Source organism: Nocardia wallacei, from assembly GCF_029869545.1.
Classification (GTDB): Bacteria; Actinomycetota; Actinomycetes; order Mycobacteriales; family Mycobacteriaceae; genus Nocardia; species Nocardia wallacei_A.
On record NZ_JARWQD010000256.1, the window covers coordinates 1 to 24,918 of the forward strand.

The window sequence follows — 24,918 nt, forward strand, 5'->3', positions numbered from 1 at the left end:
TTTTGTCCCCGCGGTAGCCCCGCCACCCCGGCCCCCCCCGGGAAACCCGGCCCGGCGGGGCCGCCGCCCGCGGGGGTCCCCCGGGGGCCCCCGCCCTCGGCTAATACGCAACCGGCGGCGCGGAGTTCGGCGACGACGGACTGCGGGGGTGACGATGCGGTCATCGGATCATTGTCCACCGCCCGGCAAGCGGTTTACCGGGAGGACGGCAGCAGGAAGGTGCGGGTGGCGTCGAGGTAGATCCCGCGCTGCGCGGCCTTGTTCGGCGGCGGCAGCTGCGACACCAGCTGATCGGTCGAGGTCATCGCGCCCACCACCTGAGTTCCGGCGACGATGAAATCGGCGACCGCGCGGCGGATGTGGTTCGGCGAGGTCACCACCACCGCGCTGGTGGCGCCCGCATCGCGCAGCATGCGGGTGCTGAACAGCGCGTTCTGCACCGTAGACCCGGCGCGATCCTCGACCAGGACCCGGTTGGCCGGGATGCCGTGCCCGATCAGCCATCCCGCCATCGCCGCCGCCTCCGGCACACCGTTCTGCGGGTTGCCGCCGGTGACCACGATGGGCGACCACGGCGCGGCGATGGCCTGCAGCCAGGCCGCCTGCAGGCGGTTGACCAGCTCCGGGCGCAGCGTGCCGTCGGGCAGCAGGCCGTAACCGAGCACCACGATGCCGGTCTGCGGGCCGATCAGCGCGGGCAGCGGATTGGGCAGGGTGCCGACGGCGGCGCCGATGGCGCCCAGCAGGTTCCGCGTGCCCTGGGCCATGCCGCCGTCGATGCCAGCCAGCCGGTTCAGCGCGGCCTCGCGGCCGACCAGGTCGCCGACGTAGTCCGACCAGACGGCCTGCAGCGCGAGGGCCTGCGTGTCGTCCGGGGTCTCGTCGAGCAGCTGCCGCAGATCGGCCAGCCCGGCGGGATCGTTGCCGTTGGTGAAGTTGGCCTGGGCGGAGTTGTAGAGCGGGGCCGGGCCTTCCGCGGCGTGGGCCGCGGTGGCGGCTGGCCCGGCGAGCAGGAGAGCGGCCGCCGAGGAGGCGGCGAGATATCGAAAACGCCGTGCGATTTTCACTGCAGTCGACACCTTTCCGAGCGAATGGGGTCATGCGCGTGTTGCTGGCAATTGGCTCGAGGACAATCGAGCCAACGATACGGCGGACCGGCGTGCCCGGCGAGGATTTCACGTTGTGACATTTCTGGATGTAACGCGATAGCGGGTGGATAGCGATGGACGCCACGCCAGCCGTCGCGGCCGGTCCGGCGCCCGATAGGGTGGGAGCCCGTGGACACGACTTCGCTGACCGGCAAGGACCTTGCCGCCGCACTCAGGGCCGATACCGACAAGCGCGCCGCCGCGCTCACCGCGCAGGGGAGCGCGCCGCGACTGGTCCTCGTGGTCGCCAACGACGATCCGGCCAGCGGCTGGTATGTGAAGTCGCTGCAGCGCGCCGCCGAGCGACTCGGAATCGCCTGCGACACCATCGATCTCGGAGCGGACGCCACCGCGGAGGCGATTCGCGCGGAGCTGACGAAGCTGAGCGCGGACCCGGCCGTGGACGCGGTCATGCTGCAGACCCCGCTCCCGGCCGGTGTCGGCCTCGACGATGTGAGTTCCGCCATCGCGGCGGGCAAGGATGTCGACGGGGTGAGCCCGCTGTCACTGGGCCTGCTCGCCAGCGGGCTGCCGAGCTTCCCGCCCGCCACGGCCGAGGCGGTCGTGGAACTGGCCAAGCATCACGAGATTCCGCTGGCCGGGCGGCACGTCGCCGTCGTGGGCCGCTCCAATGTGGTCGGCAAGCCGCTCGCTCAGCTGTTGCTGGCGGAGAATGCGACGGTCACGGTGTGCCATTCGCGCACCGCGGATCTGCCCGCGGTCACCTCGGCCGCCGATATCGTGGTCGCCGCCGCCGGGCGCGCGGGCCTGATCTCCGGCGAGCATGTCCGCGTGGGCGCCGTCGTCATCGATGTCGGCACCAACGAAGGCCCGGACGGCGGCATCGTGGGCGATGTGGACGCGGCGTCGGTGGCGGGGAAGGCCGGTGCGCTGAGCCCGGTTCCGGGCGGCGTGGGGCCGGTCACGACCGCCTTGCTGATGCGGCACGTGGTGCAGGCGGCGGAGGCTGGTCGGAAGGCGTAGTCGGAGGGTCCGCCCGCCGAGGCGTGGGGGGGGGGGGGGGGGGGGGGGGGGGCGGGGGGGGGGGGGGGGGGGGGGGGGGGGGGGGGGGGGGGGGGGGGGGGGCCCCCCCCCCCCCCCCCCCCCCCCGCAACGGGCGCCTGCAGGTGTGGGATAGGGAAGCGCCCGGAGCCGAAGGGTATCGCCAGAAAGCGGCGCGATCAATAGCGGACACCTGGACAACGTCCTATCCTGCGGCCTCGTCCAAGCTCACCTTCCCAACGGTGGGAATCGACCAACCTCGTGGTGGATCGGGACTGTCTATGGTTCGGGCAGGCGAGAGCGGCGGAAGGGAAGTCGGTGTCAGCGGCCGAGGACGCGTTCTATACAGGTGTTCAATCTTTGGGGTTGGTCGCGGGCGGTGTGCGCAATGCGGAGCATGCGCTGGCCGCCTTCCGGGCCGCCACCGATCTCGACCCGGATATGTGCGATGCCTGGCTGGGCCGCGCCATGGCGGGTGAGATCACGTCCGAAGTGATCTACGGGGCCTATCGCTCCGTGCACAATCTCTACCGCGACCAGCAGCGGGCGGGCCTTTCCGACCGCGCGCTGTGGTGCCAGGTCGAGATCGGGATGTACGGGCTGCGGGTGGCCATGGCCGACCGCGACCAGATCGCGATCGCGCAGGCCTGCTCGTACGCCGAGGGCGGGGAGTGGCAGGAGGCCGCCGCCATCCTCGCGCAGGTCGCCACCGACGATGTGGCCGACTTCGTCCGAATGTCGTTGTACTACAGGACGAAACGCTGGGTCGACGTGATCGACGCCCGCACCGCGAAGCCGACGTTGGAGGACGGGCTGCTCGATATCGCGGCCGAGCTGATGACCGCCCAGTCGCTGGCCCATCTCGGGCGGATCGGCGAGGCCCTGCCGCGCGCCCAGCGCATCGTCGAGGACAGCTCCTCCGGCAACACCTCCTACATCTGGGCCGACGCGCACTTCCTGCTGGGAATGCTGTTGCGGCACAACGGCGATCACGACAACGCCGATCGGATCCTCAAGGGGCTGCAGGGTTCCGGGCTGTGGCCCGAGCGCGAGGAGTGGCAGCGGGCGGTCAAGGACAAGACCTACCGGCTCGAGGTCACCACGCCGGACCTGCTCGCCTCCCGCACCGATCTGTGGGATCCCTCCACCGGCGACGATCCGGCGGAGGCCGCGGCCTCGGCGGCCCGCAAGGAGCGGGAGACCCTGCTGACCGAGGCGTCGGAGCTGCTGCAGGCCCAGATCGGCATGGATTCGGTCAAGGAGCAGGTCGACCGGCTCAAGTCCGGCGTGCTGATGGACCAGGTGCGCGCCAAGCGCGGGCTGGCCGTGGAATCCAAGTCGCAGCATCTGATCTTCTCGGGTCCGCCCGGAACCGGTAAGACGACCATCGCGCGCGTCATCGCCAAGATCTTCGCCGGGCTGGGTGTCGTCGAGAACCCGGAGGTCATCGAGGTCTCGCGCAACGACATGGTGGGCACCCACCTCGGTCACACGGCGCCGAAGACCAATGCGCTGATCGACTCCGCGCTCGGCGGCGTGCTGTTCATCGACGAGGCATACACGCTGATTCAGGAGGGTCTGTCCGGCGGTGACGCCTTCGGCAAGGAGGCCGTCGACACGCTGCTGGCGCGCATGGAGAACGACCGCGACAAGCTGGTCGTGATCATCGCCGGATACGAGGATCAGATCGACCGCTTCCTGGCCTCCAACGACGGCCTGGCCTCCCGGTTCACCAAGCGCATCCGGTTCTCCAGCTACGGCGCCGAGGAGCTGGTGCAGATCGCGGATCACATTGCGCGCAAGAAGGATTCGGTGCTGTCCGAGCAGGCGCGCGAGATCCTGCACGACCGCTGCGAGCAGCTGGCGGAGCAGACCCGCAACGGCCGTAGGCTCATCGACCTCGCCGGCAACGGGCGCTTCGTCCGCAATGTCGTCGAGGCCGCCGAGGCCGAGCGCGACTACCGCTTCACCCGGGAGAACGTGGATGTCGCGGCGATGACGAACGAGGAACTGATGACGGTCGACGCCTTCGACATCTCCGCCGCGCTGGCGGGGCTGGCGCCCGCCTCGACGAGCTGACGCCCGTGGCGCGTTTCCGGGTGGTGACCAAACACCAGATTTCGGGGTGGCGGTTCCTCCTGCGCCGGATCGAGCATGCGCTGGTGCGGCGCGATGCGTCGATGATCGACGACCCGCAGCGCGGCCGTTCCACGGCGCTGTCGATCGGAATCGCGCTGGCGTGCGTGATCATCGCGGGTGCCGCGATCCTGTCGTTCTTCAAGCCCGCCAAGAAGGTCGGCAATTCGGATATCGTCGCCGAGAAGGACACCGGCGCGCTGTTCGTGCGCCTGAACAACCGGATGTATCCCGCGCTGAACCTGACTTCGGCGCGGCTGCTCGCCGGGAAGCCCGATAAACCGGTACAGGTCTCGCGCGACGAGCTGGCGAAGTTTCCGCGCGGGCCGTGGGTCGGCATTCCGGGAGCGCCGGGCAGCATCACCGACAGCGGTGGCCGCGACTCGTCGTGGGCGGTGTGTGACACCACGAGAACCGGCTCGGCCGCACCGGTGAATCAGGCGACCGGATTGCCGACCACGGCCGGATCCGCGGTGCGTACCACCGCGATCGGCGGTCCGCTGACCGTCGACGGCGATGCCACCGCACCGCTCGGCGAGAATGCGGCGCGGCTGCTGCGCGCCGACTCCAGCACCTGGCTCGTCTACCGCGACAAGGACAAAGGCATCGTGCGGGCGGGCATCAATCTGTCGGATTCGGCGGTGACCCTGGCGCTGGGTATCGATCCGACCTCGCCGGTGATCACGGCCTCCAAGGGCCTGATCGATGCGATCCCGGAAACGCCGCCGCTGCGGGTGCCGGATATCCCGGGCGCCGGGAGCACGACGACGCTGAGTACGGGGATGTCGGTGCCCATCGGATCGGTGCTGACCGCCTCCGCGCCGGACAGGGGATTGTCCTACTACCTGGTGGCGGAATCGGGCGTCGTGCAGATCAGCCCCGTGCTCGCGGCCATGGTCCGCAATGCCGATTCGCGCGGCGCCACGGGGACGACGACGGTCGGGCCGAATGTGATCGCCGCGAATCTGCGACCCGGCGCGTGGCCGGGCACGGCGGACTACCCGACCCGCCGGGTCGAACTCGTGGATCCGGAGCGTGCGGGCGTGACCTGCTATCACTGGTCCCGCGGCGCCAACGACCCCAACGCGACCATGGACCTGCTGGTCGGGCGGCAACTGCCGCTACCGGCCGACCAGCAGAACCGGGCCGTCGACCTGGTGACGGCCTCGACCTCGCGCGGTGCGACCGCAGACGCGGCGCAGCTGTCCGCCGGCCGTTTCGTGCAGGTGACCGGGGAAGATCCGGGCTCGCCGCGCCGGGAGTCGCTGTTCTGGATCTCCGACAGCGGGGTGCGCTACGGCATCGATGTCGCGCCCGGCGCCACGTCCGATTCGACGCTGACCGCGCTGGGGCTGCGCGCCCCGATTCCCGCGCCGTGGAGCGTGGTGTCGCTGTTCGCGACCGGACCGACGCTGTCGCAGCGCGATGCCCGCATCCAGCACGACGGCATCCCGACCAACAAGGGCGCCATCGGATTACCGACCAAGGAGGGTGGGACGTCGTGACGACGACTCGCCGGTTCGTCCGTCCCGCCCGCACGGTGCGTGGGCCGAAGGCACCCGCGGTCACCGAGTTGCGCCTGCAGCCTCCGACGGAGTTGCCGAATCCGGTGCCGATGTCGCGGTGGAAGCTGATCCTGCCCGTGGTGATGGTGGCGGGCATGGGCGGCATGATGGTGATGATGTTCCGCAACGGCGGCGGAGCGATGAACCCGATGATGCTGATGTTCCCCGCCATGATGGTGTTCTCGATGTTCGGGATGATGGGCGGGGCGATGAGCGGCAACAATTCCGGTGGTGCCGCGAGCCTGAACGAGGAGCGCAAGGATTATCTGCGCTCGATCGCCGACAATCGTAAGACCGTGCACACGGCCGAGACGGAATTGCACGCCTTCCTGCGGTACACCCATCCGGGCCCGGCCGAGATCGCGCGGCTGGTGGGCGGGAAGCGGATGTGGGAGGTGCAGGTCGCGAGCCCGCAGTTCCTGCGGGTGCGGGTGGGTCGCGGCCGGATCGCCAATCAGGTGCGGGTGATCGTGCCCGAGGCGGCGCCGACGTCGGATCTGGATCCGGTCGGTGTGGTCGAGGTGACGCGGTTCGCGAAGGCCTACTCGACGGTCGGCGGCATGCCGGTGGCGATCAATCTGCTCTCGGCGCCGCAGGTCGGTTTCGACGGGGACGCGGACGCGGTGGCCGGGCTGGTGCGGGCGATGATCGCGGAGATCGTGGTGTTGCACGGTCCGGATCAGGTGGCGGTGGCCGCGGTGCTGTCGGATCCCGATGCGCCGCAGTGGTCTTGGCTGAAGTGGCTGCCGCATACCCAGCATCCCAGCGATACCGACGCGATCGGGTCGGAGCGGATGGTCTACCGCACCGTGGCCGAGTTGCGGGCGAAGGTGCTGGCGGGATTGAACCGCGGGCCGTTCTCGGCCAACAGTCAGCCGACGCTGGATCGCACGCATTATCTGCTGATCGTCGATGTGGGTGGTCCGGCCAGCGAGCGTGATATCTCCGGTATCGATGGCTGCACGTGGTTGCGTCTGGGGACGGCCGAGCAGAATCTGCCTCGGGCGCTGACGTTCACGGTGTCGGAGGATCGGCAGTTGCACGAGGTGACCTCGCGGGGACCGCGGCTGGTGGGGGCGTCGGACACCATGTCGGTGCCCGCGATGACGGCGCTGGCGCGCGGCATCTCCCCGTACCGCCTGTCGACGGTGGTGGAGGCGGTGGCGGCCGAGCAGGCCAGCGGCGGCACGTCCTGGGAGGACATGGTCGGGATTCCCGATCCGGGCAATATCCGGGTCGAGCAGTACTGGCCGCGGCGCAGCGACAGCGACCGGGCGCGGCTGAACATCCCGTTCGGGCACGATCCGACCGGGCAGGTGGTCTACCTCGATATCAAGGAATCGGCCGAGGAGGGCATGGGCCCGCACGGTATGTGCATCGGCGCGACCGGGTCGGGTAAGTCGGAATTCCTTCGGACGCTGGTGCTTTCGGCCGTCGCGACGCACTCGCCGGATACGTTGAACCTGCTGCTGGTCGACTTCAAGGGTGGCGCGACGTTCCTCGGATTCGACCGGTTGCATCACGTGACCGCCGTGGTCACCAACATGGAGGAGGAGGCCGATCTCGTCACCCGTATGGAGGACGTGATCAACGGCGAAATGGCTCGGCGGCAACGCATTCTGCGTGACGCGGGCAATTTCGCCAGCGTCGCCGACTACGAGCGGGCCCGCGAACAGGGCGCCCGGCTGGCGCCGCTGCCCACGCTGCTGATCATCCTCGACGAGTTCGCCGAACTGCTCGAACAGCATCCGAGCTTCTCGAAGCTGTTCGTGGCCATCGGCCGGTTGGGCCGGTCGCTGCGCATCCACCTGCTGCTGGCCTCGCAGAAGGTGCCCGCCAACCGGATGGGTGAGCTCGAGGCCCACCTGTCGTATCGAATCGCGTTGCGCACCAACCAGACCAGCGACTCCCGCGACGCCATCGGCACCGCCGACGCCTACCACCTGCCGAAGAAGCCGGGCTCGGGCTACCTGCGCGTCGGCGCCGGTGACCTGCAGCGGTTCCAGGCGGCCTACGTCGGCTCGACCTACACGGCCCCCGCACAGGCCTCCACGGCCAGCGCCCAGCGCGCGCGCCGAGCCGGCGGGGGATACCGTCCGCCGCAACGGTTCACGGCCGCGCACATCGCCAATACCCGGACCGAGCCGCTTGTCGAGCCCGAGCTGATCGCGCCGGAGCCCGAATCCGACGCCGAGCCGGTGACACTGATGGAGACCGTGCTGCAGCAGCTGGCCGGAAACGGCCGGCGAGCGCACAAGATGTGGCTGCCGCCGCTGAACGTCCCGCCGACCCTGGAGCGGTTGACCGCCAAGGCCACTCCGGGCTCACTGCAGATTCCGATGGCCATCGTGGACCGGCCCGCCCAGCAGCGACAGGACGTGTGGTCGGCGGATATGTCCGGGGCGGGCGGGCATATGGCCGTGGTCGGTGGCCCGCAGTCCGGCAAGTCCACGGCGGTGCAGACGCTGATCCTGTCCGCGGGTTTGACGCACACTCCCGAGCAGGTGCAGTTCTACTGCCTCGATTTCACCGGCGGCCTGTCCGGCCTGCGCGGGGTTCCCCATGTCGGCTCCGTGGCGTCCTCGCGCGAAAGCGACCGGGTACGGCGGACATTCGCACTGATCACCAACCTGATGGCGAACAGGCAGTCGTTGTTCACCGAACTCGGCATCGACACGATGCGCGAATTCCGCAGGCGCCGGAACTCGCCGGCCGAATCGGCGGAACTCACCGCCCACGGCGACCGGCACGGCGACGTGTTCTTCGTGATCGACGGCTGGGACGTCGGGTTCTCCCTCAACGGCCCCTACTACGACGAGTACTTCCCGGTCGTGGAGTCGATCGCCCTGCAGGGCCTGAATTACGGGATCCACCTGGTGATCGCCAGTTCACGGTGGGCGGCCGTGCGCCCGACGGTGAAGGACATGATCCAGACCCGGCTCGAAATGCGCCTCGGCGATCTCACCGATACCACGTTCAATACACATCGCGCGGTGGTGGCGGCCATTCCGCCGAACCGCCCGGGACGATGCGTGTCCACCGAGGGGCTGCATATGCTCACCGCATTGCCCCGCACGGATGGGGTGGGCGATCCCGAGTCGGTGGCGGCCGGTCTGGGGGCCGCCGCCCAGCAGTTGCAGCAGACTTACCAGGGCCGCAGGGCACCCGAGGTCAAGCTGCTCCCGGATCGGATCGTGCTGTCCGAGATCCTCTCCCGCCGACCGGAACCCACGACCTTGGCGCAGCGCCTGGTGGTTCCGTTCGGTGTGCGGGAGTCCGACCTCAGTTCCGCCACCATCGATTTCGGAGTCTCGACCCACCTGACGATTCTGGGATCGTCGGGCTGCGGGAAGTCGACGGTGATCGCCGCCCTCCTGGAATCGATTCGCACCCAGTTCACCAAGGACCAGGCCCGCGTGCTGCTGGTCGACTATCGCCGCCAGCACATGGACGCGATGCCGGAGGACCAGCTGATCGGGTACCTGACCAGCGAACGCGACCTGACCGAGGGCCTGCCGCCCTTCGCCGCCAAGATGCGCTCGCGCCGCCCACCCGACGGCGTGACCTCGCAACAGCTCAAGGAGCGCTCGTGGTGGAGCGGTCCGGAGATCTTCGTGGTCGTCGACGACTATCACATGGTGGTGCAGCGCGGTGCGATGAATCCGCTGGACCCGCTGAAGGACCTGATCGTCGACGGCCGCGACACCGGATTGCACGTCATCGTGGCACGCAGTATCGCCCAGGCGGATATGGCGATGTACGACAACGTGATCGGTCAGATCAAGAACCTCAACTGTTCCGGATTCATCATGGACGGCTCGAAACTCGACGGCATGCTCATCGGTGATGTCAAAGCGACCAAGCAGCCGCAGGGACGCGGAATTTTCGTGGAGCCGTTGCATTCCCGCAAGGATCTGGTGCAGGCCGCCGTGCTGACTGACCAGGACTGATACCGGTACCGAGCCCGCCGGAAAGCCAGGTTCCCCAAGGTTGGGAATGCCTTAGCGTTCTTGATGTACCGACTCGTTGTAAGAGCTCGGCGCACAGTCGATAGGAGACTCCTATGCTCCAGCATTACGCGGACCAAGTCTCGGCCGCATACGCGAACAATGTCGTGGTCGGAGGGACGCTCTCCGATCTGATGTCGGTGGCGGCGGCGGCCTGCGTGCCGCTCCCCGCCGGAGCCGACCCGGTGAGCAGGCGCGTCGCCACCGCGTTCAAGGCGCAGAAGAACGAGTGCCACCGAGCCGTCACGAAGGGAATGGTGCGGTTCAACGACGGCAACGCCAAACTGCCGGAGTCCAGCCTGAACTACCTCAACGGCGACACCGCCGGAGGCATGCAGGTCACCTCTCGGGACGTATTCGGCAACTGACGATTCGGTAGGAATCGCGCTATGGATTCATTAGCCGAGGCCGCGGAAATCGCCGCGGCCATGATGGACGAGCTGTCCAAGATCGTGGACAACCTGGCCACGGCACCGGAGACGGGCGCCTACGGCGCACTGCCTCCGGAGGTGAATTCCGCACGTCTGAATTCCGGACCGGGGCCGGTGCCCCTGACGGGTACCGCCGCGGCCTATACGGCGATCGCCGACGCCTTGGCCGCGGCGGCGGGTGGCTCCGACGGCTCCACCAACACTCTGGAACCGGCGTGGGACAGCCCGGCGGGAACCAAGGCCAAGGGCGCGTTCCGCAAGCATGCGATGTGGCTGCGGGAGCAGTCCGTCGTGGCGACCCAGACGGCCGCGCTGGCGGCGCAGGCGGCGGCGGTCAACACCGCGGCGCGGGGCGCGATGCCCCCGCTGGAACTGATCGTCGCCAACCGGCTGTCCTTCGCCATCCTGAGCGCAACCAACGAGATGGGCCAGAACACCCCCGCGATCGCGGCCAATGAGGCCATGTACTACGGGATGTGGATGGAGGCCGCCTACACGATGTACGCCTACGAGGCGGCATCCGAGGGGCTCGTGGCCAGCCTGCCGCCCTCGCCGGAGGCGCCGCCGATCGCGGGTGGCGGCGGGGATTCCACTGTGCCGGTTTACGATACGGGGCCGGGGTCGGGCAGGCAGGGCGTCGATTTCGACTCGAAGCCACAGTACGACGGCGGCGGACCGGATTCCGGTGGCTCCGGTCCGGATTCGGGCGGCAAATCGGATCCGGGCGGCGGGCCGGACAACGGCGGCGGCGATACCGGTGGTGGCTCGGACAAGCCGGGCCCCTCGGATCCGACGGGCCCGCAGGGCGACGCGATGACACCGGACGAGGGGACGACGTCCCTCGCCGACGGGATCACCGATCCGGGCATGGACCCCGGTTTCGGCGAGAACTATCTCGGCGAGGATCGGACGGGTTTCTACGGAACCTCGCCGTATTCGACGACCCTGGCCGGATTGAGCGGTGGCGCAGGCAGTCTCGTCGGACTCGGGATGCTGAACGGCGGACTGGGATCGATGTCGGGTGGGTCGACGGGCTTCCGGATGCCGACCAACTGGAATCCGGGTGCCGTGAAGGCATTCGGCCCGCTGCCCACCCCGGCGGCGCCGGCGCCCAGGCCACCCCAGACCCCGCCGCGCGGGGGGGGCGCGCCGATGGCGCGTATGCGGCGGCGGCGCGACGACGACGAGCGGCCGTCGAAGGTATTCGTACCGGGCGAACATGAGGAGGTGCCGGTCCTGGAGAGACCGCCCATTATCGGCGTCATCGAATATGCGGACAATGATCGCGAAGAATTCGACTACGTCGATCAACCGGTCCTGGTCGGCGTCATCGAGAATATCGACGACGAGCCCGTTCCGGCGACAGCAGAGCGTCCTCGGTGATGCGCACCGAGGTCGGAATCAAGACATTCTCGAAAGGAATAGAAAATGTACATTGGTGAACCCGACGAGCTGAGGGGCTCGGCGAAGACCACCGGCGATCGGCTGGACGTGCTGGAGGGCCTGCTGAAGAACCTCACCGGTGTGCAGGACGAACTGCGCGCGGCAGTGGTCAGTAAGGGCGCCGGTGACGCGATCTACAACACCGTCGGCAATGCCCATGAGCGGGGTAAGTCCCTGGCCGGGACGCTGGCGAAGATCATCAGTGATCTGAACCAGGCCGGTGTCAAGGTCGAGTCCGACGACCTGGCGGGTGCCCAGCAGATCCTGAAGGCCGAAGCGCTGGAGGCCCAGCCGGGTTACCAGGCCGGAGAGGACTGGACGGGCGGCCGCGGCAGCTGGTCCGACGGTGCGATGTCGCAAACGAATACCAAGGTCGACACCAATTCCTGGTGACGGTTGTCGCTGAACATACGGAGTGAGAAGGACTTACAAAAATGAAGTACGACTTCAACGGCGTCGATTATCAGGCCAACCAGCTCGGTGGCATCCTCGGCGCGATGGAAGACAATTTGAGCAGCCTGCGGGCCTTGAAGATCGATCTGATGACCAAGTTCAAGGGCGCGGGTGCGACCGGGTACGAGGACGTCATGAACGAGCTGCAGACGAAAATGGATCAGTACGGCGGCACGCTGAACAGCGTGAAGCTCGCGATCAACAACGTCGCCGGCTCGCAGGGCTTGATGCGGGAAACGGATCAGAGCAACGGCAAGATGTTCTATTCCTGACATCCGTCCGTCAGCCCACGTATCTGGTGAAGGTGTGGAAGACGATCCCGTCGCAGTCGACCTGAATGTCGATGCCGCCCTGCTGCTTCAGCATCTGGTCGGCATCGACTCCTATCCGCCGGTCCTGGCACTGCTGCCGAATATCTACAACCTCGACGACCTGAACCGGGTTCGCGCCGTGGTCGCGGAACAACTCACCGAGGTGGGGGTTCTCGACAACGGCCGGGTCCACCCCGTCGTCGAGCACTGGCTGCAGTGCCTGTACCGGCCGGATATGGAACTGGTCGCGCGCGTGCTGGACAACGGCCGCGACGGTGCGCCGCGGGGCATGTTGCGGATGTCGCTGGTCCGAGCCGGTGAGACCCATGTGCTGGCGGTGCGGTCGGACGACCACATCGTCATCCAGTCGGTATTCCTGCAGGACCGGCAGCTCGACACGGTGGCCGCCGCCCTGACCGCCGCGCTCGGGCCCGGGCAGGCGCTTCGGTTCGAGCCGATGTCCGCGCCGCTGGAGCAGTTTCAGGAGGTTCCATCCGAGCCGGACGAGCGGCGGCGGGCGCTGGTGGAACTGGGTGCGCAGCCGCACACCGCCGGCGTCCTGACCCGCGTACTGGACGAGGTGGTGCGCAGGGCGGAGGTGTTGCTGATCGAGCACCGCGACGGGGGTTCGGCCCAGACCGAGGTCTGCCTCAGCGTGCTGGATACGCTGTCGGGCCGGATCGTCGTGACCCCCAGCGTCGCGATGGATGGGCAGGTCTGGTCGACCTATGCGCCGGGTGACGACGCGGCGATCCGTTCCGGTGTCGCGGCGCTGGTGGAGCTTCTACCCGGCCGCAGCTGGTTCGAAACCGCGCGCACCGGCTGAGTTTTTTCGCTGGGTTCGTCGAGAGGATGAGGGAAATGAACCGAGCACCGAGTACGAACGGTCATGCCGCCGAGTCAGTCCGGGCTCGGGGTGGGTACGACGCGTTCTTCGCGCCCGCCGAGCAGGTGGAGTCGGCCGGGGCGGGCGGTCACGCCGCCTCCGCGGGATCGGCTGCCGCGCAGGCCGGTCCGCGCCATGAGCACGGCGAGCCCGTGATCGGCGCGCCGCGGCCGCCGGAGGCGAATGGATCCGACCGGCCCCCAACGACTTCCGGCGCGGTGAGCCCGCCGTCGTCCGCCGCGCAGGCGCCGCGTCCGGCGGCGCAGAACTCCGCGGATGCCGCCGCGTCCTCGGCACAGCAGGACCAGGCGCGGGCGTACGCTCAGCCCCAGGGCTCCGCACAGTCTCAGCAGTCGGATCGTGGCCGATCGTCGATCCAGTCTCAGTCCGGCCAGGACCGGTCCGCCCAGAGCCAGCCTGCGCAGGCTCAGCCCGCTCAGGATCGAACGGGCGAGGTCCAATCCGCTCAGGCGCAAACCGGCCAGGCTCAGTCCGGCCAGACCCAGTCGGCCCAGACCCAGTCCCAGTCCTACGCCCAGGCCCGGTCGTCGAGCGAAACCTCCAGCGCCACATGGCAGTCCGCGGAGGCGCAATCCGAGACCGCGGCGGCGCCCTGGCGGTCCGCCGAGGCCACCCCCGAAACCACCGGGGCGACAGGACAACCCACCACGTCCTGGGTGCCCGATCGCATCGAGCGCAGCTCGTACGAGCATGCCCGCGTCGAGGTGCTCCCCGCCGCACTGACCTCCGCGGACCTGCTGGCCGATATCGCGGCCGCTCGCCGCGCCCAGCTGAAGTCCCAGAGCGGCATGCGCGGCGCCCTCAACAAGGTGGGCTTCAACCTGGGCCTGTCCCCGGCCGAGCAGCGCGTGGAGAACCGGCGCGGCCGCATTCGCCGCCAGCTCACCTCGACCTATCAGATCGCGGTCGTCAGCGTGAAGGGCGGCGTCGGCCGCACCACGGTCACCGCCGCGCTGGGCTCCACCTTCGCGAGCCTGCGGCCCGACCGCGTGGTCGCCATCGACGGCAATCCGGACTTCGGTGACCTGCCCTCGCGCACCGCGCCGCATCCGTACGGCCTGACGCTGCGGGACCTGGCGCAGTCGCAGAACCTCGATGCGTTCTCGGCGGTGCACTCGTTCACCTCGATCAACGACTCCGATCTGGCGGTGCTGGCCTCGCCGTGGAACACCGAGGCGACCGCGGCGCTGTCGGGCCACGAGTACGCGGCGGCGGTGGAGATCCTGCGGCGCCACTACAACCTGCTGATGGTCGACTGCGGCACCGGCGTCCTGGATTCGGTGACCGGTGCGGTGCTGCACACCAGCGATGCCGTCGTGGTGGTCACCCCGGCGACCGTCGGCGGCGTGAAAGGCGCTGTCGCGACGCTGAATTGGCTGAACTCGCACGGCCTGCAGCATCTGATCGCCAAGTCGATCGTCGCCATCGTGCACCACCAGCCCGCCAAGCCCACCGTGGAGGTCGACCAGATCGAGAAGCTGTTCGCCAGCGCCCAGCGCCCCACGCAGGTGGTGCCCTACGACCCGCATCTGGCCGAGGGCGGCGAGATCGATCTGCGCCTGCTCGACAAGGACACGCTGCTGGCCTTCGAGGAACTCGCGGCGTCGCTGGCCGACGGCATACCGAGCCATCCGGGCGGCGGTGCGCCGGGAGATCGCGGAGGGTGGCGATGAGCACCGCGTTCGCCCCGGCCTCGCCGCCCCCGGCCCCGGCGCAGCAGCCCTCCGCCGAGGTGGCGCGGGCGCGGATCGCTGTCATGGTCGGCAGCTACCAGGTGGACGTGGTGGTGCCGACCAAGTTCACGATCGAGACCTTCATCGACGATCTGCTGGGCGTGCTGGCGCGCGCGATCAACGACGAGACGGTGGATTTCGTCCCGCCGACCGGACAGTGGAGCCTGGCCCGGCCGGGGGAGCCGCCGATCCCGCGCTGGCGCAGCCTGGCCGATCACGACGTCGTCGACGGCACCGTGCTGATGCTGTCGGTCATCGAATCGGCCGAGGTGTTCACCCCGGTGGTGGAGGACATCACCGACGCGCTGGCGGGCATCAACGAGCGGGAGTTCGCCGAATTCGACAGCGGCACAGCCGTTGTCGTCGGCCTCGCGGTCCTGGGCTTCGGCGCGACCGCGACGGCGGCGCTGCTGTCGCTGTCGTGGGTCGAGACCGGCTCGCTGCTGTGGTGCGGGCTGCCCGCACTGCTGCTGGGCGCGATCGCCTGGGCCGCCGCGTTGTCCGCGGGACGCAAGCGTGCCGAGCCGCGCATCTGCCTGGGTCTGGCCCTGACGGCGTTGCCGCTGCTGTTCGCGGGTGGCGCGATGCTGGTGCCCCCGGCCTACGGTGAGCCCGGTCCGTTCGCCGCGGCCAATGTGGCGGCGGGTTCGGTCGTGGCCGCCGTGGCCGCGGCAACCATGTTGCGGCTCACCAGATTGGGCATCGCCACGCTGATGGCGGTGACCGTGCTGGGCGTGGTCGTCTGCGCCGTGGTGCTGCCCCTGACCTATCTCGACATATCCCTGGAGCAGGTGGCCGGGGGCGCGGTATTCGTCGGCATCATCCTGCTCACCGCGGCGCCGCGGCTGGCCGTGATCTCCGCCCGGATCCGCCCGCCCGACCTGCCGGACCCGGGCAACGAGGTCGCCCCCTCGACCCTGGCCGACATCTTCGATGCCGAATCCGCCCGGGAGGCGGATCCGGAGCAGGCCGAGACCCAGGAGTCCGAAAGGCGGCGCGCCCTGGCCGAATCCGGCATCGAGGGCCGGGCCCGGCTGGCGGTGACCAGCCTGCGCGGGCTGATCGCCGCGGTGTCGGTGCTGCTGGCGGTGTCGGTGATCATCTCCGCGGCGACGGCGCCGGGCGGTATTCGCGAGATCGTCATGGGTGCCGCCGTGGCCGGGATCCTGGCGATGCGCGCGCGCTGGTATCCCGATCTGGTGCAGGCGATCTCGCTGATCTCGGCGGCCGCGGTCACGGTCGCGGGCATCGGGTTCGTGCTGGTGAACGCGTACGGCACGGGGTATGCGCGGCTCGCGGTCGCGCTGGTGGTGGCCTTGGCCGCGGGCGCGGGATGCGTTGCGGCGCTGCGGTTGCCGGGCAAACGGCTGTCGCCGGTGACCCGCCGGGTCATCGACCTGATCGAGTACGCGCTGATCCTCATCGTGCCGATCATCGCCTGCTGGGTGATGGGCATCTACACGGCGATGCGAGCGCTGTGATGGGTTTCGGCAGGGGCGTGGGCATCGCGATGGCCACGCTGGCGCTGGCCACCGGCGCGGCACCGGCGGCGGCGCTGGAACCCCCGGAGGTCGCCGTCGGTGCGGCGCCGCCGGACGGCGCGCCCGGTCCGGAGGCGCCGACCAAGCAGGACAAGGGCTGCCTCGCGGTGGGTGTGCTGCCCGACAGCGATCTGTCGCAGGCACCACCGCCGGAGCGTGCGTTGGACCTCGCGCGGACACGGGCGCTGAGCCGGGGCGCCGGGGTGAAGGTCGCGGTGATCGACACCGGCGTCTCGCCGAGTTCGCGCCTGCCCAACCTCACCGGCGGCGGTGACTACGTGTCCACCGGCGGTGACGGCCTGTCCGACTGCGACGCGCACGGCACGCTGATCGCCGGGATCATCGGCGCGGCCCCGGACGCTGGTGACGGATTCGCCGGTGTCGCACCGGATTCCGAGATCATCTCCATCCGATACCGCTCGGGTGCGTTCAGTCCCGAACGCAGCGGCGGCGACCAGTCACAGAAGGTGGCGCTCGAGCTCCGGACGCTGGCCCGCGCGATCACGCACGCGGCCAATCTCGGCGCCCAGGTCATCACCGTGGCGCTGCCGATCTGCGTCCCGGCGGACGCGGGCCTGGACCAGTCGATGCTGTCGGCCGCCATCGGGCATGCCGTGCACGTCCGCGGCGCGTTGATCGTGGCGGGCGCCGGAAACACGGGAAGTTCGGGCTGCGAACAGAATCCGGCGATCGACCCGAGCCGCCCCCGCGATTCGCGCAATTGGGGTGCGGTCAAGACGATCTCGACACCGGGATGGTTCGCGCCCGAGGTCCTGACCGTCGGTTTCACCACGCCGAACGGCGCTCCGATGCCGGACTCGCTGTCGGGGCCGTGGGTTTCGGTGGCCGCGCCCGGCACCGGTATCGAGTCGGTGGGCCCGGGCGGCGGCGGCCTGATCAACGGCATCGGTGAGCCGGGCAAGCTGGTCCCGGTCGGCGGCGCATCCTTCGCCGCGGCCTACGTCAGCGGTGTCGCCGCGCTGTTGCGATCGCGGTTCCCGAACGAGACCCCCTCCGAAATCGGTGCGCGCCTGCAGGCTTCGGCGCATGCCCCCGCCCGGGGCATCGACAACGCCGTCGGTGCCGGTGTGATCGATCCGGCGGCCGCACTGAGCTACCGGACCCCGCCGAAGCCGCCGGTCGGATTGTTCCGGGCGTCGGAGCTGGTGCTGCAGCCGCCCGAGCGTCCCCGGGACCAGCGTCCGGCGCTGATCGCGACGGCCGTGATACTGGCGGCTGTGATCTTCGGTGTGATCGCCAGTCGGGCGAAGAACGTGATCGGGAGACGTGGGTGAGCTTTCCCAGCATTCGAGTCGGCAGTCTCGAGCGCGGCCCTGTCGCCACGGTGGTGATCGGCGGCAGCTTCGTGGTGGCCGGGCTGTGGGCCCGCGCCCCGCTCTGGGTCGGACCGGCGATCGTCGGCCTGCTGCTGATCACGGTGACCGTCCGGGTCGGCGGCCGCACCACGGTCCGCTGGCTGCTGGACTGGGGCGAGTTCCGGTTCGGCCGGGAGGCCCGCGCGCAGGCCCGTGCGGCGCTCCCCGAGGTGCGCGACGTGGCGGTCGCCGCCGGTGTCTGCGGCATCCACGAGGCCGGATCGACGCTGGTGGCGATGATTCAGCTCGCCCCGGACCTGGGCCTGCCCACGGTGATTGCCGAGCAGACGGTCTACACCGAGGACATCGTGCCGGTGGACGATCTGCTGCCGATGCTCGATCAGTTCGGCCTGTCGGTCGACATCGACATCGTCACGACCGGCCAGCGCGTGCGGCCCAGCACCGGGTACAGCATGCTCTACGACCAGCTGATCGGGTCGCATCCCGTGGTCGGCGATCGGTCCACCTGGCTGGTGCTCCGGCTGGACCAGGAAAGTAACCTGTCCGCGCTGGCGCGCCGGGGACCCGCCGCGCTGTCCGGTCCCAAAGCCCTTGCGACGGCGGCACATCGGATCGCCGGACGGCTGCGCGAACGCGGTATCGCCGCACAGGCGTTGCCCGCGGAGGCATTCCGCGGTGCCCTCAGGCTGCTGCACGCCGGCGTGGAACTGCCGGATCTGCGGGAGAAGTGGGGCCACCTCGAGCCCTCGGTACCGGGTCGGTTCGTGACCAGCTTCGCGATCGACTGGACCCGCCTCGACGGCGCCGGGCTCGACGACTGCTGGACCTGGAACCGCGGCCGCACCACGGTGGTCGTGAGCCTGGCGGGGGGCGCGCTCGGCCCGCGCGGCCTGGTGCGCTACGTCGGTCCGGCGCTGATGACCGATCCGCCCGGATATCTGCGCCGGTTGGGCGGCAAGCAGTCGACCGCGCTGCTCGCGACCCTCCCCACGGGAACGTCGGTGCGGGCCGTACCCGCCGACGACACCGGCAACGATGTCGCGCCCCCCGGTCTGCTCGCCGACCTGCCGATCGCCATCGGCCCCAATGGGCAGATCCTCGGCACCATCAGCGGGCAGCCGCGGCACACGCTCGCGCTGCCGCTGTTCGATCCGGTGCGGTACAACCCGCGGCGGCGCACCGTCGACGTGCAGGCGGAATTGCCTGTGGCGCAACAGATCGTCCTGCGGGCCATGGTGGTCGGCGCGGATGTCGAGGTGCATTCGGCACGGCCGCACCGGTGGTCGCAGCTGGTGTCGGCGGTCGGCGATACCGATTCGCTGCGTCTGGCGTCCGACCCGGACCAGGGCGGACCGGCGGGCCCGCCGTCCAACCACGCGACGATCGCCGTGTTCGATCAGGTGCCTCCGCAGGGATCCACCGCGCATACGACGGTGACGATCAGCGATCCGGGTACGCCGCGGCGGCGGTCCGCCGATCTGGCCATCAATCAGGTCAGCGCGACCTCCGTCGACGTCAACATCCCGATGCGCACGGTCCGGGTGGACCTGATCGAGCCTCGCGGGGAGACCCGCTACTACGATGCCCCGGCCCAGCCGCCGCCCGGCGCCTCGGTGCCCTACGAGTCCGTTGCGACGACGGTGCCGCTACCGCCCGGCGACCGTCGAGTGGGTTAGGAGATTCGAGACGGTAATGTTGGTCAACGTGGTAGCGGATTCCCAGTCGGAGGGCGGCGACTTCCAGCATCAGGACGGTGAGGACGCGCAGACTCCCCGGCAGGCTGCGGCGGCGATTTTCTCGAGCCGCCTGTCCGGTCTGATCGCGGAGTCGGTGGTGTCCACCGAGGACGGCTCGACGCGGGGCCTGACGCTGTATTCGCTTGCGCAACATCTGGAACTGGCCTACCCGGATGTCCCGGTCTCGCAGTCGGGGCTCTACCGGCTCATTCACGGCGAGGCCATTCCCCGGCTGGACCTGATCATCGCCCTGGCCCGGGTGTTCGACGTCCCGCCCGAGTACTTCGTCACCGCCGAGAGCAGCCGCTGACCGCCCGCGCGGGCGGAACGCCTTGTGCCGGTAGGGCTTTCTCAGGAGCGGGAATAGCGTAACCGCGTCGCCCGGACCAGGACGGATACCATCCCGACCATGCCGGACGAGGACGTGTTTCTCCGCCACCGGGGCGCTGTCCTGGACGCTCTGCTGTCCGATCCCGCGTTCGGTCAATCCCCCTCCGCACCGGCCGCGCCGGACGCGGATTCCGGGGTCCCCTCGGCCCGGGTGGAGCTGAGCGAGCCGGTGTCCCGCGGCCCGGTGTCCGAGCCGGTGTCGGCCCCGCGCCGCCCCAGCGGCGGCCCGAAGGCCAGCGATCGCATCATGGCGTTGCTGAACGGGCAGCCGCCCGACAGCCAGTCCGGGGGAATCGAATTCACCTCGGACTTCGCCGAGACGGCCGGTAATCGGCTGTCCGCGCCACCGAAGGCGGCGGAATCCGAGCCCGAGCCGGAGCGGGCGAAACCGGCGCAGGAGCAGCGACCGGCCGGGGCGGCCGGTGTCGCCAACGATGTCCTGACCCAGCTGCGCAAGCCGAAGATAGCGCTGGCCGCCGCCGGAGTGCTGGCGGTGCTGCTGGTGCTGGTGCTGGTCACCACCGGCGGCAAGGAGAAGGGGTCCGACCAGGTGGTGGTCGTGACGCCGGTGGCGGCGGCCCCGGCGTCACCGCAGCCCTCGGCGAGCGGCAAGGCCGACGCGCCCGGGCAGGCGATCCAGGTGAAATCCGCCCGCGCGCACTGCCCTTCGGGCAGCACCGACGCCATGGACGCCTTCGCCGGGCAGGCGGGGAAGGCGTGGTCGTGCGTGCGGGCCTACAAGCTCGACGGCCAGGTGCTGACCATCGATCTCGGCAAGAACTACAAGGTGGATTCGATCGGCATCGTGCCCGGCTGGGACGGCGTCGGCTCCGACGGTGCCGATCAGTGGAACAAGTACCGCACGGTCAGCCGGGTTTCGTACCAGTTCAACGACTCCAACTCGAGCACCTACACCCAGCAGACCCTGGATCAGCGCAGCCTGGTGGTCACCAATCTCTCGCCGGCGGTGAACGCCTCCAAGGTCACGCTGACCATCCTCGAGTCGAAGGGCGATCCTTCCGTCAACACCACCGCCATCTCATCGATTGTGATCACCGGACAGTGACGCCGATGATCTGCCAGTACTGTTCGCACCGCAACAGTGGTGCGGAGTCGCAGTGCGCGCATTGCGGCGCACCGCTCCCGGCGGCGAGCCCACCTCCGGCCGCCCCTGCGGCGAGCCCGCATGCCGAGCACCCGGCGCATACGACGCTCTCGGCGATCGAGCAGTCGGCGGAGCGGACCGCGAAGAAGGCACTCAAAGGTGCCGGGCACGTGGTCGAGGACGCGGGACGCGCCGCGAAAGGCGTGGAGCGCACGGCCTTCGGCGCCGAACACCTCGCCGAGCGCCTCGACTCGATGTCGTGGAAGACGGCGTCGATCATCCTCGGCGTGCTGCTGGTGCTGGCGATCTTCGTATTCCGCTCGTGCGATTTCTCTCCGCCCTCCTTCGACGGGCTCGCCGATCCCGGGACCGGTATCTCCGCAGGGAATCCGAAGTCGTTGCCGGAGTCGCTGCGGACCGCCTCGACCTGCCGGTCCGGCGGTGCCGCGGGCGCCGAAAGCTGTGTCGTCGAGGCGAATTCGCCGCTGCTGGCGGGCGGGATCACCGGCGGTCGGCCCCTGACCCTGACGGTGCAGGCCGAATCCGCGCTGCAGGCGGCCGACACCATCGCGCGCTGGCGGTCCGGGGGTGCCACCTCGCTGGCCGATACGCCGGTCTTCGTCGGGGTCGGCCCGGCGGCCACGCTGCTGTACGCCGACCGCCGCAGCGGCTTGCGGATCGAATCGGGCGCATTCACCGACCGCGCTGGCGTGCGCACCTTCGCCCAGCGCGCGGGCCTGGTCCACTAACGGGGATCCCCCCACTCATGGGGAGAGTGGCCTTGACCACGCGAATTACCATCAGATTGTACCGCTGAACAACGGCACGGTAATGGGGTCTTCACCCGGGTCGGGCGGCAGGGAGTGCATGCGCGAGACACGGAGGAACGGTGGCGGCAACCCAGCAGACGATTTCATGGAAGCGATTCCGTGACGATCCGACCGACCTGGAAGCGATCTACTTCCGCTGGATTCAACCGGGTGCCGCGGCCCCGGCGATCACCGGCCGCGCCGAACTCATCTACCGGCAGCACCTGGAGCTGGCGGCGGTCCGGCGGCCGGGTAAGGCGCTGACGCGCGTCTACCGCGCCGGGGACGGCTTCGGCCCGGCGATTCAGATCGTCAATGACGATATGCCCCTGCTGGTCGACTCGGTGACCGCCGCGCTGCGCCGGCTGGGCGCCGTGGTCACCGAGGTAGTGCATCCGGTCTTCGATGTGCTGCGCGACAACCACGGCCGGTTGCGTGCCATCGCTCCCGCCGAGGGCGACGGCAGCTCGGGTCTGAGCAAGCGGCAGGGTCCGGGCGGCAACGCGGTCCGGGAGTCCTGGATGCACGTGCAGCTGGGGTCCGATGTCGGCGACGACGTGATCGAGAAGGTCGAGCGGGCGCTGCGCCCGGTGCTCGGGGTGATCCGGCAGGTCGCCGACGACACCACGCCCATGACCCGGGCGATCCGCGCGCTGGCGAACCGGCTCGACCACACCGCCGAGTGGGTGCGCGACGCCGAGATTCCCGAATGCGCGCGTTTGCTGCGCTGGCTCGCCGACGGGCACTTCACGCTGCTGGGCTACGGCTACTACGACAGCCCGAATCTCGGTGCGGCAGAACAGGGTCCGGCCGCGCCGATCCCGGTGTCCGGCACCGGGCTGGGCGTGCTGCGTGGCGAATCGGGCAGCGAGATCGTGGTCCCGGCGTTCGACGGCGACGACTCCGTGCTGCGGATGGCCAACGGTTCGGCCGACGCCATGATGCCGGGTTCCCCGGACATCTACTTCATCAGCGTGGCCGACTACGGCGATGCCGATCCCAAGCAGTTCCTGCCCGCCGGGGGACCGATCGCGCCGCGCGGCGTGCACGTCTTCGTCGGCATGTTCACCGTGGCCGGTGCGCACGAGAACATCCTCGATATCCCGGTGATCTCGCGGCGCGTGCTGCAGGTGATCGAGTGGGCGGGTTTCGCGCTGAACTCGTTCTCCGGTCAGGGCCTGCTCGAGATGCTGCAGACCTTCCCGCGGGTGGAGCTGTTCTCCACCGATGCCCGCCGGTTGTTCGAAACCGTCTCGGCCGTCATGAATTTGGGCCTGCGTCGCCAGGTGCGGCTGTTCATCCGGCGCGATGCGGGCAGCGGTGCGGTCTACTGCCTGGTCTACATTCCGCGTGACCGCTACTCCACCGAGGTGCGGCTGCGGATGCAGAACGTCCTGCAGGCGGAGTTCGACGGTGAGCAGGTGGCGTATTCGGCCCGCGCGACCGAATCCGAGCTGGCCGTCGTCTATTTCACGGTGCATCGCAAGCCCGACGCGCCCCTCGCCGATATCACCGAGTCCAACCGCGAACGCATCCAGGAGCTGTTGTTCGCCACCACCCGGACCTGGTCGGATCGGCTGCTGGCCGAGGCCGGGGGCAATCCCGAATTGTCGGCCGCGGCAAAGGATTACGCGTCCGCGTTCCCGGCGGGTTATCAGGAGGAGTACTCGCCCGCGCAGGCCCTGGATGATCTGCGCCGGATGCGTCGGCTCTCGGACGGTGCGATCGAGACGAACCTGTACCGCAGCGCCGACGCGCCGTCGGGGGAGTGGCGATTCACGCTGTACGTGGCCGGGGCCGAGGTCTCGCTGAGCCGGGTGCTGCCGCTGCTGCACAGCTTCGGCGTCGAGGTGGTGTACGAGCGGCCCTACCGGCTGGACCTGGCCGACGGTTCCCGGCAGTGGATCTACGATTTCGGCCTGCGCGTGCCCGCGGCGCTGCTGCGCGGCACGACCGATCCGGACATCGAGGCGGATCTGGCCAACTCGGTGGATCCGGAGACGTTGCCCGACAGCAGTATTCGCCGCCGCCTGCCGGAGGCGGTCGCCGCCATGTGGCACGGCCGCACCGAGGTCGACGGGCTCAACGAGCTGGTGCTGCGCACCGGGCTGCACTGGCGGCAGGTCGCGATGTTGCGTGCCTACGCGAAATACCTGCAGCAGGCCGGATTCGCCTACACCTTCGGCAATATCACCCGCGCGCTCGTCACGCATCCGACCACGGCGCGCGCGTTCGCCGAATTGTTCGACGCCTACTTCGATCCCGACGGGGTCGGGTCGGTCGCCTCGGTGCGTGCCGCCGCCATCGCGGAGCGGCTGCAGGCGGAGATCGAGGCCGTCGTCAGCCTGGACACCGATCGGATCCTGCGCGCCATGCTGGGGCTGATCACGGCGACCTTGCGCACCAACTACTTCCGGCGCGACGACCAAGGGCAGTCGCCGGAGTATCTGTCGTTCAAGTTCGATCCGCACTCGATCAACGAATTGCCCCGTCCACGGCCGCAATTCGAGATCTTCGTGTACTCGCCGCGGGTGGAGGGCGTGCATCTGCGGTTCGGCGCCGTGGCCCGGGGTGGGTTGCGGTGGTCGGATCGTCTCGAGGATTTCCGCACCGAGGTGCTGGGCCTGGTGAAGGCGCAGGCGGTGAAGAACGCGGTGATCGTGCCGGTGGGGGCCAAGGGCGGGTTCGTGGTCAAGCGGCCGCCGACGCCCACCGACGACCCTGCCGCGGATCGTCAGGCGTTGCAGGCCGAGGGGGTGGCGTGTTATCGCACGTTCATCTCGGGTTTGTTGGATGTGACCGATAATGTGGATCATGCGACGGGGCAGGTGGTTCCGCCTGCTCGGGTGGTGCGTCGTGATGGT

The 24,918-nt window shown here is 69.4% G+C and carries 18 protein-coding genes; 17 read left to right on the forward strand and 1 reads right to left on the reverse strand.

Annotation, left to right across the window (positions count from 1 at the left end; translation table 11 throughout):
- Positions 1-194 precede the first annotated feature (194 nt).
- The gene (locus tag QH290_RS21660) at positions 195-1,067 is read right to left on the reverse strand and encodes a YdcF family protein (protein WP_280262873.1); all 873 of its coding nucleotides are present in this window, start codon (positions 1,065-1,067) and stop codon (positions 195-197) included.
- Between the two features lie 210 nt (positions 1,068-1,277).
- Here QH290_RS21660 and QH290_RS21665 point away from each other — a divergent pair, with 210 nt between their 5' ends.
- The 17 genes from QH290_RS21665 to QH290_RS21745 all read left to right on the forward strand — a co-directional run.
- On the forward strand, positions 1,278-2,132 hold the full coding sequence (locus QH290_RS21665) for a bifunctional 5,10-methylenetetrahydrofolate dehydrogenase/5,10-methenyltetrahydrofolate cyclohydrolase (protein WP_280262876.1): 855 nt from the start codon (positions 1,278-1,280) through the stop codon (positions 2,130-2,132).
- 378 nt (positions 2,133-2,510) lie between these two features.
- The gene (gene eccA / locus QH290_RS21670; protein ID WP_280384783.1) at positions 2,511-4,229 is read left to right on the forward strand and encodes a type VII secretion AAA-ATPase EccA; all 1,719 of its coding nucleotides are present in this window, start codon (positions 2,511-2,513) and stop codon (positions 4,227-4,229) included.
- A 5-nt stretch (positions 4,230-4,234) separates the two neighbouring features.
- Complete coding sequence (eccB, locus tag QH290_RS21675) at positions 4,235-5,791, forward strand: type VII secretion protein EccB (RefSeq protein ID WP_280384785.1); 1,557 nt, start codon at positions 4,235-4,237, stop codon at positions 5,789-5,791.
- The gene (gene eccCa / locus QH290_RS21680) at positions 5,788-9,801 is read left to right on the forward strand and encodes a type VII secretion protein EccCa (RefSeq protein ID WP_280265224.1); all 4,014 of its coding nucleotides are present in this window, start codon (positions 5,788-5,790) and stop codon (positions 9,799-9,801) included. Before eccB ends, eccCa begins: the two co-directional genes overlap by 4 nt.
- A 113-nt stretch (positions 9,802-9,914) precedes the next feature.
- Positions 9,915-10,226 carry a PE domain-containing protein gene (locus tag QH290_RS21685; RefSeq protein WP_280384787.1) on the forward strand — a complete coding sequence of 104 codons (312 nt, stop codon included), beginning with the start codon at positions 9,915-9,917 and terminating at the stop codon, positions 10,224-10,226.
- A gap of 21 nt (positions 10,227-10,247) precedes the next feature.
- Complete coding sequence (locus tag QH290_RS21690) at positions 10,248-11,672, forward strand: PPE family protein (protein ID WP_280384789.1); 1,425 nt, start codon at positions 10,248-10,250, stop codon at positions 11,670-11,672.
- Between the two features lie 45 nt (positions 11,673-11,717).
- Positions 11,718-12,125 carry a hypothetical protein gene (locus tag QH290_RS21695; protein ID WP_280265227.1) on the forward strand — a complete coding sequence of 136 codons (408 nt, stop codon included), beginning with the start codon at positions 11,718-11,720 and terminating at the stop codon, positions 12,123-12,125.
- A 41-nt stretch (positions 12,126-12,166) separates the two neighbouring features.
- The gene (locus tag QH290_RS21700; RefSeq protein WP_280265228.1) at positions 12,167-12,457 is read left to right on the forward strand and encodes a WXG100 family type VII secretion target; all 291 of its coding nucleotides are present in this window, start codon (positions 12,167-12,169) and stop codon (positions 12,455-12,457) included.
- A 34-nt stretch (positions 12,458-12,491) separates the two neighbouring features.
- Complete coding sequence (locus QH290_RS21705) at positions 12,492-13,322, forward strand: ESX secretion-associated protein EspG (RefSeq protein ID WP_280384791.1); 831 nt, start codon at positions 12,492-12,494, stop codon at positions 13,320-13,322.
- Positions 13,323-13,357: 35 nt separating this feature from the next.
- Positions 13,358-15,076, forward strand: a complete 1,719-nt coding sequence (locus QH290_RS21710) for a MinD/ParA family ATP-binding protein (protein WP_280384793.1) — start codon at positions 13,358-13,360, stop codon at positions 15,074-15,076.
- Entirely contained in the window at positions 15,073-16,617 is a 1,545-nt protein-coding gene (gene eccD / locus QH290_RS21715) for a type VII secretion integral membrane protein EccD (protein WP_280265231.1), read from the forward strand. Before QH290_RS21710 ends, eccD begins: the two co-directional genes overlap by 4 nt.
- Positions 16,617-17,972: a type VII secretion-associated serine protease mycosin gene (gene mycP, locus QH290_RS21720; RefSeq protein WP_280384795.1), complete on the forward strand. Its 1,356-nt coding sequence runs from the start codon at positions 16,617-16,619 to the stop codon at positions 17,970-17,972. Before eccD ends, mycP begins: the two co-directional genes overlap by 1 nt.
- Complete coding sequence (gene eccE, locus QH290_RS21725; RefSeq protein WP_280265233.1) at positions 17,969-19,690, forward strand: type VII secretion protein EccE; 1,722 nt, start codon at positions 17,969-17,971, stop codon at positions 19,688-19,690. The genes mycP and eccE overlap by 4 nt, the downstream gene beginning before the upstream one ends.
- A 28-nt stretch (positions 19,691-19,718) precedes the next feature.
- A complete protein-coding gene (locus QH290_RS21730; protein ID WP_280265234.1) occupies positions 19,719-20,060 on the forward strand; it encodes a helix-turn-helix domain-containing protein in 342 nt (113 codons plus the stop codon).
- A 99-nt stretch (positions 20,061-20,159) separates the two neighbouring features.
- Positions 20,160-21,206, forward strand: coding sequence for a discoidin domain-containing protein (locus QH290_RS21735; RefSeq protein ID WP_280384797.1), 1,047 nt, complete (start codon positions 20,160-20,162; stop codon positions 21,204-21,206).
- Positions 21,203-21,994, forward strand: a complete 792-nt coding sequence (locus tag QH290_RS21740) for a hypothetical protein (RefSeq protein ID WP_280384801.1) — start codon at positions 21,203-21,205, stop codon at positions 21,992-21,994. The genes QH290_RS21735 and QH290_RS21740 overlap by 4 nt, the downstream gene beginning before the upstream one ends.
- A 140-nt stretch (positions 21,995-22,134) precedes the next feature.
- A partial coding sequence (locus QH290_RS21745; RefSeq protein WP_280384803.1) for an NAD-glutamate dehydrogenase domain-containing protein occupies positions 22,135-24,918 on the forward strand: 2,784 nt, incomplete at its 3' end.

Excerpts from the sequence above, each read along its gene's own strand:
- QH290_RS21735 (WP_280384797.1), top strand. The coding sequence starts at position 20,160 with ATGCCGGACGAGGACGTGTTTCTCCGCCACCGGGGCGCTGTCCTGGAC.
- QH290_RS21700 (WP_280265228.1), top strand. The coding sequence starts at position 12,167 with ATGAAGTACGACTTCAACGGCGTCGATTATCAGGCCAACCAGCTCGGT.
- QH290_RS21685 (WP_280384787.1), top strand. The coding sequence starts at position 9,915 with ATGCTCCAGCATTACGCGGACCAAGTCTCGGCCGCATACGCGAACAAT.
- QH290_RS21710 (WP_280384793.1), top strand. The coding sequence starts at position 13,358 with ATGAACCGAGCACCGAGTACGAACGGTCATGCCGCCGAGTCAGTCCGG.
- eccD (WP_280265231.1), top strand. The coding sequence starts at position 15,073 with ATGAGCACCGCGTTCGCCCCGGCCTCGCCGCCCCCGGCCCCGGCGCAG.
- QH290_RS21695 (WP_280265227.1), top strand. The coding sequence starts at position 11,718 with ATGTACATTGGTGAACCCGACGAGCTGAGGGGCTCGGCGAAGACCACC.
- QH290_RS21690 (WP_280384789.1), top strand. The coding sequence starts at position 10,248 with ATGGATTCATTAGCCGAGGCCGCGGAAATCGCCGCGGCCATGATGGAC.
- mycP (WP_280384795.1), top strand. The coding sequence starts at position 16,617 with ATGGGTTTCGGCAGGGGCGTGGGCATCGCGATGGCCACGCTGGCGCTG.